The organism is Microvirga sp. (assembly GCF_014699075.1).
In the GTDB taxonomy this organism is placed as follows: Bacteria; Pseudomonadota; Alphaproteobacteria; order Rhizobiales; family Beijerinckiaceae; genus Microvirga.
On sequence record NZ_JACXAB010000003.1, the window covers coordinates 1 to 13,557 of the forward strand.

Sequence of the window (13,557 nt, forward strand, 5' to 3'; positions counted from 1 at the left end):
CTCCCGTTCCAGACAGTGAATCACAGATCGGGCTGGCCCAAAACCCCGGGAGTCAGATTTCCAGTCCGGTGCTCTAGGAAGCCTCTCAAGGGTGCTCGATATTCCAGGAAGGATTGCTGAATACCTAACAACGCCAAGGCGACGAACGACCACAGGCATAAGATGTCACTGGCCTATCTCTGCAACGTGTTCCACAACCCGCTCATCAAAGGCTACTTCGAGGATCGGGGGATCACGGTCTACGAGGAGCTTCATGCCCTATCTGAAATGATCCAGTGGGTGTGGCGCAGTCAGATTAGGGACAGCAAGCCTATCAAGGCCTTCATCCCATCAGAGCGAATGAGGAGCCTGTTCATCAGATGGCTGCACAGCACAAGTGTCTTTGATTTGATTGAACCTGATCATAGGCAAGCAGCCTAAGCGCTCCTCAACCTGCTAACAACTGCCCTCTCGGAGGCTAATCAAGGCAACTGGGAGGGCTTCACCAATCTGCCCATTCCCTAAATGTTCTATAGGTCTGCTCAATTGCTAGATCCGCAAGAACTCAGGGGAACATCAAGCCTGAGGCCAACACACTTGCAACGTAGGAAAAGCCCAGCAGGATTGGAGAAACCAAGGCAGCTTCAAGATGAGATCGCCTCATTGATCCACATCCCAAAGTCCCTCGTGAATCGCTATGCGAAGACACAGGCGCAGCAACGGGGCTTCCACCAGAGAAGCAAGGCGACTTGATCAATGAGAGTCGTGGTGGGGCTAGGGATCTCGCCTCCGTGGCATATGCTCCGTAGCCCACATGGCAGCCTGGGTGCGATTAGCGGCACCGATCTTGCGTAAGATGGCCTTCACATGAACTTTAATCGTTGCCTCGGTAATATCGAGCTTTCTCGCGATGACCTTGTTAGCGTCACCACTCATAAGGGAATGCAAGATAACGGCTTCTCTGGGGGAGAGCTTCGTCACTCTATGGTCGGGTTCTCTCTGCGCAGAGGCTAATGAGGGCTGATGCTCTTGGTTGAGAATAGCTTGGAGCGCTGCTCCAGGCACAAACTTCTCACCCATCATTGTGAGTTCAAGGACGTTGATCAAAACCTCCGGTGCGCTGGTTGCGAGACAGAAGCTATCAACACCTGCCTCGTAACCCAATCGCAGCAAGCTAAGATCAAGCTGATCAACTAAAGCGACGATCCGAGCGCTCGGGCATTGTTGACGGACACTCTGAACAGCTTCGAGGACCTGCATAGGGGACTGAGTTGCATCGACAACAAAGAGGGCAGCGTTCAAAGCCCGAGGCCAATGCCGCTCTGGTGTTAGAACAGAGCCCTCCTCCACAATGGAGAAGTGGGTCCCCTCCAAAGCTCGCCGCAGTCCATTGCGAATGAGAAAGCTGCCACTGATCAAGGCTGTGGCAATGATGGGCTGACAGTTGCTTGAGTGATCACCACTGTGCGATGCCCGGCCGATAATTGCCGGATGAGTTGCTGTAGCCATTTCTGCCCCTGCCTGCCTTCACATCTTAACCAAAGGTAAACAACAAAGGGAATGCTGTCTGTCTGAATCCCGACAGTTTGGACAAATTCTAAAGTTCTAATTAGCACCTACTTCAAAGCTTAGCAGGAAGATCAAGAGCCGTTCCGCTAAGGAACACAGCCTCAACAGATAACGGAATAGCCTCAGCTAACAAAAGAGGCCCCAGAAATGGGACCTCAGTTTACTAAAGGGAGTGACCGATGCCATCGATCAAACCCAGTGTCCGCTCCATAGAACCGCCGGTCAATTCACGTATCGTTACTGATTGTGAGTGGGTCCCTATGGGGCACCCATTGCAGCGGCCACGATAGTGGCTGCATAGTCTGAAACCGTGACGATAGGGCCAAGCACCGCGACTGCCGCAAAGAGGCTAAGGTGGTCTTGAGGGTACGCACCATTAAGCTCCTGTGATGTTCACGGCGAACCTGACCTTGAAGAGTTAACCAAGGGTTAACCCTTGGCAGTACGGGTGGGTGACCTTGAGGTCACTGGATATTAAGCCCTATCCTGCTTTAAGCCCCTCCCCGTTTCGCTCCTCATTGAGCAATCCCATTCCACAACTGACTGATTGAGAATCCTATGTCGAATGAAGCCATGATCTTCACGGACGGCGCTTGCCTGGGCAACCCTGGTCCGGGTGGTTACGCAGCCGTGGTCACCATCGCTGGAGAAGAGCAGATCATCGTGGGACGGGACCGCTCCACCACGAACAACAAGATGGAGATGACAGCTGCCATCAAGGCGCTTGAGGCTGTGCCTCAGGGTCTCCCCATCGTGATCCACAGTGACAGCCAGTACGTGATCAAAGGCGCAACCGAGTGGCTGCGTGGATGGAAGGCCAGAGGGTGGCGCAAGGCAGACGGCAAGCCTGTTCTGAATCAGGATCTATGGATGCAGATGGACGCCGCTATGGTGGGCCGGAAGATCACTTGGAAGTGGGTGAAGGGGCATGCAGGGCACCCTGAGAATGAGCGGGTGGATGGGCTGGCCAACGGTGAGGCTCAGCAAGCAGCCAAGTAGCTCGTGCCATCGTCCACAGGTTCGTTTGCCTAACCGATGACGGCAACTGAGCCGTTCAGATGCCGTTCAAGGGTTTCAGCCGACCCTCCCTGCCGGTGCTGGACGATGCCTGTCGGTGTCGCCAACGTACACAGGGAGGCTCTCATGTTGAGTTGGTCCAAACGAGCAGGTCCCACTGCCGCCTTGATCGCTGTTGCAACACTGCTAGGTGGGTGCGTTACAGGCACGGAGGTTTCCTACAGCGAGTATCAGTATGACCGCTATGGCGGAACTGAGCGCACCTATGAGCGCAACCTCTATGCAGACCCCTCCCGTGGCATTGAGGTTGAGAGATGTAGAACTGTCGCCAGACAGCACATCAACAGGTTTGGCGAGGAGGTTGTCAGACGAGATCGAGTTTGTGGGCCTAGTGGTGAGATAGAAACGGCGGAACCCTGGGAGCGCCGAGCACCTCGCCGGAACCTTTATCCGAGCCCGATTGAGCCGCCCGAGGATGTCCCCTACGTCGAGTGACACACGCATGACCGACTCTACAGTCCCCTCGGAGGCGGCAACAGCAACCGAGGGGGGCCGTGTTCTCAGACAATCCTTTCAACCGACTGCAAGTCTAGGTCACGAGTCAGAACGTTGAATGTGATTTGATACTCACTTACGCCACTGACTGGGAACCCGGTATCTAGAGGAGCATCATCCGCTTCACCGAAGTCAACGGCGTCGTTCAAGGCGTTCAATGCTAAGTACTCAACAAATTCCTGTCTAACTGAGGTAGTCTCAACCTCGAAGTCGAACGCAAACACCCCCGTTTCGGGAGTCGGCTCGAACAGGGCACCGAGTGCTACTATCAGTTCCTACTGGGGCAGGTTCTCAAGCCCATATTGGATGTCGCCCACAACATCCTCAACGGCTGTGATCAGCACCTTGGGTGAGAGTAAATGTAGTTTATCATTGATAGCGAGCCGCCCGATCATCGCGAGGGTTGTGCCGCCAGCATAGGAGCTGGCTTCAGGATCATAACTGGCATCTAGCTTAATGAGCGATTTGACCAAGGATGCGTCTGCTCTAGCCTGTGCTCGGTTATAGGCCTCCCCAACATCGTTGGAGACCACATCGTGCCTGTAGAAGAGGTAGTCTAGGAGGTCTAACGGATCCTGAGCATCAGATCCTACCTTCGTAAGACGCGCTTGACTGAGTGGTTTGCCCGTATAGGTTGTAAGAAGCTTCTCTCCAGAATCCCCAACAGAATAACCGCCACCTCCATAGTTCCCATAGGTTGGCAGGTCTAAGGCCTCCTCCGTGCCGACCGGCAGGACCTCGCCTGTTGAAGGGTCTACGGGAAACGTCCTCTCCCAATTGATTAAAGCCATCGTACCCTCTCATGAAAAGTATCACGTGCACTACGGGGACAGCACAGCGGAGCAATATGGCTCGACCGTGTCAGCTTGGGTGGAGGAGCGGCGGGGCATAGGTAGCAACCCTGCCGAGGTGCACCTGTGCCTGTGAACAGGATTTTAACCTTGGCTGTTTGATAAGAGAATGATCGGGCGCGTTGTGTATCAGCCCGTGCCAGTGTCTGAGACACTTCAGCGCCCTAGCCGAGGATAGCCCCCTCCCCAGCTGGGGCGTTTGCTTTTGGGAACAGACCGAAGCCAACCAATGCCCTCCTGTCGTGTGGGAGCGCACTTCAACAGCAAGGCTCCGAGTCCATCTTGCTTTACTCTGCACTATCTCACCGTGGGCTTTGCCCAGACATGCTCGCTAACGAGGGTCGCAATGAAATCGGTGAAGGTGATCTACTCTGCCATTGCTCTTGTGAGCATGAGTTCCAGTGCATTGGCCCAGAGCAACCCTCTGACCCTACGGATGTCCTGCAATGGGGCGCGAGCACTGGTAGCCACCCAGGGTGCTATCGTCCTCAACACTGGTCCCACAACATACGACCGCTACGTCGCTGGCTATGGCCGGTGTGTCTTGGGTGAGGTACCAGATCCTGCTTGGGTGCCAACATCAGACAACCCTCAGTGCCCTATCGGGTACCGCTGCGTGGAACGCACAAGACCATCAGGACGCTGAGGCCAAAGCTTTTTTGCCGTCGCTAGTGGCTATCGAGGCGCTTGAGACGGTCGCCCGGGCGAAGATGACCCAGCCCATGTCTTTAGGCTCTTTATTGATGTCCAATCCCGCGAACTGACCCGATGATGACCCCGGCGAGCACGAACTTGCCGGGGCCTCTTTCATGGAGATTGATTAGGCTCGGCTCAGGATACCGCCAAGAATGCCGCCCATCGTGGAGTTAGCGCGGTGATGGAGAGGCCGAAGGTTTGAGAGAAGGCCGCTACCGCCGAGGGCTTTGGGGTGTCTGTGGTCGATCTCCCATCCATAGGGAGACTGGCGATTACCGTAGTCGGAAAACCGGATCAGGTTTCCGAACTCATCATGACGCCACTCGTTTTTATCGAGGCCAAACACTTCGATACCATGCATCCAGACAAAGAACTTATCAGCCATAATCTTCTGTACTCCTAAGTTACTATCAGCCGAATTTGAAAAACTGATTCGACCAACAACAATTCTACTTTTGTTCTCCCTAGGAATCAATAGCTTGGCTTTAGGAATCCTCGCTTTTGACAAGGACTTAGATGGTTAAATAAAGCCCCATAACCTAGAAGCCTCTGGACGGCTTGACGTTCTCACACGGAAGTCTCACGCATTGAGAGGCAAGACGCTTTCTAAGTCATTGTTTCTGAAAGATCATGCTTGTCGAGCGGAGTTTTCGATCCTCTCCACCGGCACCATTCCTTCCGCGTCGAAGGCAGAAATCCGGGATAAGGCAATCAGCCGACGGCCGGCCCGCTTTCACGGACGAGACGCGCACCCCCCCGACACCAATCGTAGCTCCCCTGCAGGGCTTCGCCGATCACTGCAAGCTGGTCAGCCGTGTGTAGGCCGAGAGCACAAGCTCTACAGCGGCATCGAGCTCGTCTTCATCGAACTCATAGCAGCCGCAATAAGCGACGACCGAGCTGCTCTCAGGAGAGTAGAGCTCCACCCACAATGGTGGGAAAGTCGGCAAGTCGAAATTCTGGAGATGCTCTGTCAGTCGTACATCAAGAGTGCCGACACGCATGATAGTGATGGTCCGAGAACCGGTGCCCTGCTCGGGGGCAAACATGAGCCGTACGTAGGCACGGATAATCTTTTGTTCAACGGAATCGCGACAGGGGGTCGTTTGCGCTTCGGCATCGCCAAGCGCCGTACAAGGCTGCGACATAATATTCTCCATGATCCAAATGGCGCCCTGTGGTCCCGGTTCATGTCATGAGAGCTTCGGGAGAGCGGCGGTCTAAAACTGACGCAACCAACATCACCTTGATAGCCGACAATTATATTGTGCACAATACAACTATTGAACAATTATTTTGCACACAATATAAGATCGGTAACGCTGCGATGTGAGAATTGTCATGACAACAGAGATCCCGCCGGTCCCTGAGCCGGCTACGATTCTAGAGCTTTCAAGCCAGTTGTGCTTCGCCACCTATGCGACGGCCCACGCCTTCAACCGTGTCTATAAACCTTTGCTTGATCCTCTTGGGTTGACCTACCCGCAGTATCTTGTGCTGCTTGTCCTTTGGCAGGGAGACAACATAACAGTCAAAGAAATTGGTCAGCACCTTCACCTCGATTCTGGAACGCTCACTCCGTTGCTAAAGAGGCTGGAGAGCGCCGGGATCGTCCGGAGAACACGCGACTCCCATGATGAGCGACAGGTCCGGGTAAGCCTAACCAAACAAGGGAATGATCTTAAGGCGCCTGCGCTGAAAGTCTGGAATGAGGTCGTCTGCGCAACTGGCCTGGAGACTGAAAAGTTTCGGTACCTTATGGATCAACTCAACACGCTTCGCGAAAGTCTCAACGCCTATCCCGAACAGCGGAAGTGATCGCCCCCTTGTTGGGCAAGCGCTTTCTTAAAGGGCAGGATCGCACCTGGGCCTCTCGCACTTCGGCCGATTTCGCCCCACGTTCGCGACGATCTCAAAGAAACTAGCTATGACCAATAAGGACTTCTACATCATCTGAAGCATCCACTTCAGCTTGATGAGCGTCGCCTGGAGCAATTCAGGGACGCTTGTCTGTTCGACGCGACATAAACAGCTTCATTCACGAAGTTAGCCCTAAGCTTCTATTACATAGTGCATGCTTTGAAAAAGCCCCGGCCGGCTGCCGGGGCTTTTTCCTTCATCGAAGATCAAGTCCTGCTCAGCCGCCGCTGCCGGAGCCACTTGAGGAGCCGCCACTGCTTCCACGGGATCCGCTCCCCTGTCCGCCGGTGGTTCCCGTTGTATTAGGCTGCGGAAGGTTGGTGCTCGGTTGACCGATCCTTGTGAGACACCAAGTGCCCGCCGGGGTAGTCCGTCTTCTCATGCGGCGTTTTTCGTAGCCAAACCTAAGCTGCCTCTCGAACATGGCTGGAGGCATTCATGGAGATGGTCCTGCTGAACCTGATGGGCTCGGCGGCAGTCGCCTCTGGGGTGCTTGTCGGAATCATCACGACGCGGCTGTCACGGGAGATCGCGCAAGGATCCGACAGCCGTCTGGAGCATCCTGGGTCGAACCAAAACGCAAACGATTGAACAGCACACCGCCCCCGTGCGCCGAGGCAGCACTGGCTGGAGCGTCATACTTGTTGAGGCTCCGGTCTCTAGCGGATCTGCTCCTTGCCCCAGTTCTTGTGCGCAACCTCGTCGGATACCTTCTGCTCGGTTCGGCTAAGTCTGCGGCGTCGGCTGCTGGCAACGGCCATGAAGATGCCGATCAGCAACGGGCCGCCGATGATCACCAATCCCCAGACCCAACCATCGGCTATATCCCACATCATCCTGCTCCTTGCGAAAAGCCGCCTAAAACGGACTCGACTGTCCTTGCAGGGCTAACCGGCATGCAAAGTCGTTGTTCCGCTCGAACACCATGCATAGGCAAAGCCACGATCCGGCATTAGACAGGCAGAATGCTGAAAACACCTGGAAGCCTCGATTCACGCCCATGCTGATTGCCATCTCGGACCCAGACGACGCGCGGATCGAAGCCTACCGGGCCGTGAAGGAGCGGGATCTCCTGGGGCGCCAGCACCGCTTCATCGCGGAAGGCGAAGTCGTCCTACGGGTGCTGCTGAAGCAGCCACGCTTTGAGATCGAATCGGTTTTGTTGGGCGAAGGACGCGCGGAGGGCCTGAACGATGCACTCCGCCTCTTGCCATCCGAGGTGCCTGTCTATGTGGCAAACCGACCGGTGATGGATGCGATTGTCGGCTTTCCGATCCACCGGGGCATTCTCGCCGTCGCCCGACGTCCGATGCTGCCCCCGGTGGACGCCCTCTTGGCCAACTTGCCGGAGGCTGCCCTTGTGGTTGGGCTGATCGGCCTTGCCAACCACGACAATGTCGGCGGGATCTTCAGAAATGCGGCCGCCTTCGGGGCGAGTGTGGTTCTGCTCGATCATGAGACCTGCGATCCGCTCTACCGCAAAGCGATCCGCGTTTCGGTCGGCGGGGCTTTGGTCGTCCCCTTCACGCGAGCTCCATCAGCCGATGCCTTGGTGCAGGCGCTGGCGGAAGCCTCCTTCGACGTGATCACCCTCTCCCCATCCGGAGCGGAAACGCTCTCAAGGGTCCAGCCCTCCCGGCGCACGGCCTTGCTCCTGGGAGCGGAGGGGCCCGGCCTGCCGACGGAACTGCTGGCGCGGACCCGCAACGTATCCATTCCGATGAGCGGCGGGTTCGATTCCCTCAATGTCGCCACCACCAGCGGCATCGCCCTGCATCACCTCACCCAGGTAAATAAGGGTTGAAGCCCCGTCCCGCTCGCTGACTTGTGAAAGCCTGTGCCCTTGCATGCAAGCGAGGCCGTTCTAGGGTCTTGCTCTCAAGCCTGGAGACGCTCATGCCCATCACACGCCGCACCATTCTTGCCAGCACCGCTCTTGCCGCCACTCCGATCGTCGGGCCTGCCCTGGCTCAGACCGCTCCTTCCGCGACAGCTCCCGCTCAAGGAGCAGGCTCGCGCCAAGCTCCGGGCTTCTATCGCTACAAGGTCGGCGACATCGAGGTAACGGCGATCAATGACGGCTTTGCCCAGCGCCCCCTCGAAGGCTTCGTCCGCAATGCGGAGCTGTCACAGGTGCAGCAGGCGATGCAGGAGGCTTTCCTCCCTGGCAACGCGCTGCCGATCACCTTCAACACGCTTGTGCTCAACAATGGCGGGCGCCTGACCCTGATCGACACGGGCAACGGCGACATGGGAGCACCGACCTCCGGCCGCTGGATGGCGAATTTCCGCGCCGCCGGCTTCGACCCGGCCCAGGTGAACACGGTCGTAATCAGTCACTTCCACGGCGACCACATCAATGGCCTGCGCCTGAAGGACGGCACCGCCGTCTTCCCGAACGCCGAGGTGATGGTTCCGTCCGCCGAGTGGACCTTCTGGATGGACGATGCGCGCATGAACCAGGCGCCCGAGGGCATGAAGGGTGCCTTCCAGGGCGTTCGCCGCGTCTTCGGCCCCATCGCCAACAACGTGAAGCGCTACGAGATGGACAAGGAAGTCGTACCGGGCCTGACGGCCGTGGCAGCCCCGGGTCACACGCCCGGCCACACGGTCTACATGCTCTCTTCCGGCAACGGCAAGCTGATGATCATGTCGGACACGACGAACCACCCGGCCCTGTTCGTGCGCAATCCCGATTGGTCAGCAGTGTTCGACATGGATGCGGACCAGGCCCGCGCCACCCGCCGCCGGTTGCTGGACATGGCCGCCTCCGAGCGGGCGCAGGTTGCCTTCTACCACGCCCCCTTCCCGGGCACGGGTCACATCGCCAAGGAAGGCAACGGCTTCCGCTTTGTGCCGGTTCAGTGGAATCCGGCCGTCTAAGGCTGTCCGCCAGCGGTCTCCGAAACGAGCCACTCCAGGGTGGCCACGTCCCCGCCGGTCGGCTCGATGAAGAGAACGACCGGCGTCTCATAAGGATGGCGCTCCTTAAGCGCCCGATGCACCGCATCCTGAAGGCCTTTGCAGGTCTTCAGGATGGCAACGGCCTCTTGGCTCCGCTCGACGGACCCTTTCCAGGCATAGACGGACCGCATCCCCGGCAACACGTTGATGCAGGCGATCAGCCGGTCGCGAACAAGCCCCTCCCCGATCGACAAGGCGATGTCCACATCGGGAAAGGTCGTATAGACGAGAAGCGGGCGATCCATGCTATGCCTTTCCTCCGCATCCGATTGGACGCAGCGAGGGTAACTGGGCATGGCCCGTCGTTTCAACAACATCGCATTCGTAGCCAGTGCTGCGCCCGACGCGCAGACCGCGCTCAAGATTCTGCAGGATCGTTACACCAACGTTGCGCCCGAGCAGGCCGACGTCATCGTGGCCCTCGGTGGCGACGGCCTGATGCTGCAGAGCCTCCACCAGTTCATGGGCACCGCCAAGCCCATCTACGGCATGAACAAGGGTACCGTCGGCTTCCTGATGAACGACTTCAAGGAGGAGGACCTGTTCGACCGTCTCGAAGCAGCCGGACGGAGTGTGGTCCACCCGCTTCTGATGGTAGCCTGGGACGTGCACGGAGTGGCCCACACGGCGCGCGCCATCAACGAGGTCTCGATGCTGCGCCAGACCTATCAGGCGGGCAAGCTGCGGGTGAGCGTCGACAACCGGGTGCGCATTCCCGAACTCAGTGCCGACGGCATCCTGGTGGCGACACCGGCCGGCTCGACTGCCTACAACCTTTCTGTGGGCGGGCCCATTCTGCCGCTGAATGCCCCCTTGCTCGCTCTCACGCCGATTTCCGCCTTCCGCCCGCGCCGCTGGCGCGGCGCCCTGCTGCCGGATTATGCCAAGATTCAGATCGAGGTTCTGGAGCCCGGAAACCGGCCCGTGAGCGCGGTCGCCGACCACACCGAGTTCCGCAATGTCTCCCGGGTGGATGTATCCATGGACCGCAGCGTGGATCTGGTGATGCTGCACGATCCGGGCCACAGTCTGGACGAGCGCATCCTGCGGGAGCAGTTCGGCTATTGACGACGAAGGAAGGCACAAGCTTCAACGTGCCAGCTGAGAATCAGAGGTCACCATCATGAACGATGAAAGCAGGCACCCGCGGGGCGGCCTCTATTTCGAGGATTTCACGGTCGGCACCACCATCCATCATCGCCTGACCCGGACGGTGACGCAGATGGACAACATGCTGTTCTCCAACATGACCCTGAACCCGCAGCCGCTGCACATCGATGCGCATTTCTGCGCCACCGAGACGGAATGGGGCAAGCCGCTCATGAACTCCCTGTTCACGCTCGGTCTGCTCATCGGTATCTCCGTCAACGACACGACGGTGGGCACGACCATCGCCAATCTCGGCATGACGGACGTGAAATTCCCGGCGCCGCTCTTCGAGGGCGACACGATCAACGCCACAACGGAGATCGTGGCCAAGCGCGAGTCAAAATCGCGTTCTGACGCCGGAATAGTGGAGTTCATCCACCGCGCCTACAAGCAGGATGGCACTCTCGTAGCCGAATGCCGCCGGCAGGCCTTCATGCGCAAGAGGAGCGCCTGATGCGCTCCCTGCTCTTCGTGCCGGGCGACAGCGCCAGGAAGCTCGAAAAAGGCCTGACCTCCGGAGCCGATGTCCTTCTCATCGATCTCGAGGATTCGGTGGCTCTCTCCGCCAAGGAAGAGGCACGACGCGCCACGGCGGAGTTTCTGAACCAGCAGCGCACGAAGGCCGATCGCCCGCGCCTCTTCGTGCGCGTCAACGGATTGACCACAGGCCTCATTGATGCGGACCTCGACGGCGTGATGCAGGCAGGCCCCGATGGAGTCGTGCTGCCGAAGACGGTCGGCGGCACCGACGTGGCGCATCTCGGCGCCAAGCTCGCCGTGCGCGAGGCGGAGTTCGGCCTTGAGGATGGCGCCACCCGTATCCTTGCAATCACCACGGAGAACGCCGCCGGCGTCTTTGCGCTCGGCACCTTCGCAGGCGCAAGTCATCGCCTTATGGGCATGACGTGGGGCGGCGAGGATCTGTCGGCCGATCTGGGCGCCGAGACGAACCGCGGCCCTGATGGCGGCTACACGGACCCTTACCGGCTCGCCCGCTCTCTGACCCTGCTGGGCGCTACGGCCGCTGGTGTGGATGCGGTGGATTCCGTTTTCACCAACTTCCGCGACATGGCGGGCTTGGAGGCAGAATGCCGTGAGGCTCGGCGTGACGGCTTCGTGGCCAAGATGGCGATCCATCCGGCTCAGGTGCTGATCATCAACGAAGCCTTCACTCCATCGCAGGAGGCAATCGAAAAGGCTCAAGCGGTGATTGACGCCTTTAAAGCCAATCCAGGAGCCGGCGTCGTCGGCGTCAACGGAGAAATGCTGGATCGACCACACCTTTTGCGAGCCGAACGGCTCCTGAGGCGCACCGGCAAAAACTAACGAGCCTTGCCCGGTTGCTTCGATAATCACGCATAATCACTTTACTACTTATAAGAATACATAAGCGCACATTCAACCTATAGTTAAATAATCACAAATTGTTCTGCAGTATAGGAAGCCGATATGGCGCCACCCTCTTTAAACGGATAGTCGACAACTATCCCATTCCCCAGCGATATGAGGGGGGTCTTCACTCCTCAGCTACATCGCCGACGGCCAGCGAGCGGACTGTTCCTGACATCCCCACGGGATGCGACGCGCAGACAGGCATAGGGATTTGTGATGTCCGATGCGAATGTTGCAGCTTTCAATGATGCAGCCACATGGGACGAAGTCTTGGCCCCCATCACAGACAATGCTGCGGTACTGCTCGATGAGACTCGAAGCGAGAGACTCGCTTTCCTGCAGGACGATGCAGATCGCGAGCTGGCAACGACACGCTATGGGGCGAAAAGGGCAAAGACGTCTTCGTCTTCGACTCGGAGCTTGGCACGTCGAGCACAGACCGCAAGGTCAACTTCGACACGATCAAGGACTTCTCGGTCAAGGACGACAGCGTCTATCTGGATAACGCCATCTTCAATAAGCTTGGCTCAGGTACGCCCACGAGCCCCAAGCAGCTGAGCAAGTCCTTCTTCACAATTGGCGACAAGGCCAAAGACAAGAATGACTACGTCATCTACAACGACAAGACGGGCGTGCTGTCCTACGATGCGGACGGTTCGGGCAGAGGCAAGGCGATTGAGTTCGCTCAGCTCTCCAAGAAGCTCGCCATGACCCACAAGGACTTCTTCGTCATCTAAGCTTCGATGACGAGCGAAACCTAAAATGAACCGGCCCGCGATGGGAAACCATCGCGGGCCGTTTTCTTGTTACCGACCTTGATTCCGTCGGCTCTGAAGCCTCTGGTCGGATGCGTCAGCCTCCAGGTCTCGTGATCGAGAATTTCGTTTCCGGGGTGGCCACGAAGTAGTCGCGGTAGCCGGAGCGGGCGATGGGGCGCATGGCGGCCGTGTCGACGAGGCCGTCGATGATGTAGCGGTCGTCGATGTGGATCCCGACCACCTGGCCGATCACGAGATGGTAGGATGGATCACCTCCGCCCAAGGGCTTGAGCGGCACGGTCTGGAGCCACCTGCATTCGAGCGCCGCCGGAGCCTCGGCGACCCGGGGCGGCCTCACCAGCCGGGACGGCGCGGCCCTGAGGCCCGCATGCTCCATCTCGTTCTCGCCGCGAGGGAGGGGCGCCGAGGTGAGGTTCATCTTGTCCCGCAGGTCATAGGTCGCGAGGCTGCAGACAAACTCACCCGTCTCCTCAATGAAGGTGAGCGCATCCTTTTTGCCGGCCGAGGAGAAGGCCACCATGGGCGGGCGCTCGGACACGGCGTTAAAGAACGAATAGGGTGAGAGGTTCACCTCCCCCTTTGCGCTCATGGCAGTAATCCAGCCGATGGGCCGGGGCGTGACGATGGCCTTGAAAGGGTCGTGTGGCAGGCCGTGGGCGTTGGTCGAGGTTTCGTAGAACATCACA

The 13,557-nt window shown here is 58.1% G+C and carries 16 protein-coding genes; 9 read left to right on the forward strand and 7 right to left on the reverse strand.

Translation table 11 applies throughout. From position 1 onward, the window contains the following. The first annotated feature begins 162 nt into the window (after nucleotides 1–162). Complete coding sequence (locus tag IC232_RS05570) at nucleotides 163–420, forward strand: hypothetical protein (RefSeq protein ID WP_190843944.1); 258 nt, start codon at nucleotides 163–165, stop codon at nucleotides 418–420. Between the two features lie 333 nt (nucleotides 421–753). Here IC232_RS05570 and IC232_RS05575 read toward each other — a convergent pair whose 3' ends face one another. Continuing rightward, nucleotides 754–1,488: a LuxR C-terminal-related transcriptional regulator gene (locus IC232_RS05575; protein WP_190843945.1), complete on the reverse strand. Its 735-nt coding sequence runs from the start codon at nucleotides 1,486–1,488 to the stop codon at nucleotides 754–756. Nucleotides 1,489–2,106: 618 nt separating this feature from the next. Here IC232_RS05575 and rnhA point away from each other — a divergent pair. Further along, nucleotides 2,107–2,547: a ribonuclease HI gene (gene rnhA, locus IC232_RS05580; RefSeq protein WP_190843946.1), complete on the forward strand. Its 441-nt coding sequence runs from the start codon at nucleotides 2,107–2,109 to the stop codon at nucleotides 2,545–2,547. An 848-nt stretch (nucleotides 2,548–3,395) separates the two neighbouring features. On the opposite strand, the gene IC232_RS05585 is transcribed toward rnhA, so the two are convergent. From IC232_RS05585 to IC232_RS05595, 3 genes are all read right to left on the reverse strand, one after another. Beyond that, a complete protein-coding gene (locus IC232_RS05585) occupies nucleotides 3,396–3,911 on the reverse strand; it encodes a hypothetical protein (RefSeq protein WP_190843947.1) in 516 nt (171 codons plus the stop codon). An 880-nt stretch (nucleotides 3,912–4,791) separates the two neighbouring features. Then, nucleotides 4,792–5,052 (reverse strand): HNH endonuclease signature motif containing protein, encoded by a 261-nt coding sequence (locus IC232_RS05590; protein ID WP_190843948.1) that lies wholly within the window; start codon nucleotides 5,050–5,052, stop codon nucleotides 4,792–4,794. Nucleotides 5,053–5,461: 409 nt separating this feature from the next. Continuing rightward, nucleotides 5,462–5,815 carry a hypothetical protein gene (locus tag IC232_RS05595; protein ID WP_190843949.1) on the reverse strand — a complete coding sequence of 118 codons (354 nt, stop codon included), beginning with the start codon at nucleotides 5,813–5,815 and terminating at the stop codon, nucleotides 5,462–5,464. Between the two features lie 193 nt (nucleotides 5,816–6,008). Between IC232_RS05595 and IC232_RS05600 the strand changes: the two genes are divergently transcribed. Next, nucleotides 6,009–6,485 carry a MarR family winged helix-turn-helix transcriptional regulator gene (locus tag IC232_RS05600; protein WP_190843950.1) on the forward strand — a complete coding sequence of 159 codons (477 nt, stop codon included), beginning with the start codon at nucleotides 6,009–6,011 and terminating at the stop codon, nucleotides 6,483–6,485. A 540-nt stretch (nucleotides 6,486–7,025) separates the two neighbouring features. Beyond that, the gene (locus IC232_RS05605; RefSeq protein WP_190843951.1) at nucleotides 7,026–7,178 is read left to right on the forward strand and encodes a hypothetical protein; all 153 of its coding nucleotides are present in this window, start codon (nucleotides 7,026–7,028) and stop codon (nucleotides 7,176–7,178) included. A 68-nt stretch (nucleotides 7,179–7,246) separates the two neighbouring features. On the opposite strand, the gene IC232_RS05610 is transcribed toward IC232_RS05605, so the two are convergent. After that, nucleotides 7,247–7,423: a hypothetical protein gene (locus IC232_RS05610; RefSeq protein ID WP_190843952.1), complete on the reverse strand. Its 177-nt coding sequence runs from the start codon at nucleotides 7,421–7,423 to the stop codon at nucleotides 7,247–7,249. A gap of 164 nt (nucleotides 7,424–7,587) precedes the next feature. Between IC232_RS05610 and IC232_RS05615 the strand changes: the two genes are divergently transcribed. Both IC232_RS05615 and IC232_RS05620 read left to right on the forward strand, forming a co-directional pair. Beyond that, nucleotides 7,588–8,391, forward strand: a complete 804-nt coding sequence (locus IC232_RS05615; RefSeq protein WP_190843953.1) for a TrmH family RNA methyltransferase — start codon at nucleotides 7,588–7,590, stop codon at nucleotides 8,389–8,391. A gap of 92 nt (nucleotides 8,392–8,483) precedes the next feature. Further along, entirely contained in the window at nucleotides 8,484–9,470 is a 987-nt protein-coding gene (locus IC232_RS05620; RefSeq protein ID WP_190843954.1) for an MBL fold metallo-hydrolase, read from the forward strand. Here the strand turns inward: IC232_RS05620 and cutA are convergent. Then, the gene (gene cutA / locus IC232_RS05625) at nucleotides 9,467–9,796 is read right to left on the reverse strand and encodes a divalent-cation tolerance protein CutA (protein ID WP_190843955.1); all 330 of its coding nucleotides are present in this window, start codon (nucleotides 9,794–9,796) and stop codon (nucleotides 9,467–9,469) included. The genes IC232_RS05620 and cutA overlap by 4 nt on opposite strands. Nucleotides 9,797–9,845: 49 nt before the next feature. Between cutA and IC232_RS05630 the strand changes: the two genes are divergently transcribed. Genes IC232_RS05630 through IC232_RS05640 form a run of 3 tightly spaced genes read left to right on the forward strand, consistent with a single transcriptional unit; the run spans nucleotide 9,846 to nucleotide 12,026 of the window. Beyond that, entirely contained in the window at nucleotides 9,846–10,619 is a 774-nt protein-coding gene (locus IC232_RS05630; protein ID WP_190843956.1) for an NAD kinase, read from the forward strand. Between the two features lie 55 nt (nucleotides 10,620–10,674). Continuing rightward, a complete protein-coding gene (locus tag IC232_RS05635) occupies nucleotides 10,675–11,154 on the forward strand; it encodes a MaoC family dehydratase (RefSeq protein ID WP_190843957.1) in 480 nt (159 codons plus the stop codon). Beyond that, on the forward strand, nucleotides 11,154–12,026 hold the full coding sequence (locus IC232_RS05640; protein ID WP_190843958.1) for an HpcH/HpaI aldolase/citrate lyase family protein: 873 nt from the start codon (nucleotides 11,154–11,156) through the stop codon (nucleotides 12,024–12,026). The genes IC232_RS05635 and IC232_RS05640 overlap by 1 nt, the downstream gene beginning before the upstream one ends. A 918-nt stretch (nucleotides 12,027–12,944) precedes the next feature. On the opposite strand, the gene IC232_RS05645 is transcribed toward IC232_RS05640, so the two are convergent. Next, complete coding sequence (locus IC232_RS05645; RefSeq protein ID WP_190843959.1) at nucleotides 12,945–13,553, reverse strand: flavin reductase family protein; 609 nt, start codon at nucleotides 13,551–13,553, stop codon at nucleotides 12,945–12,947. Nucleotides 13,554–13,557: the final 4 nt, after the last annotated feature.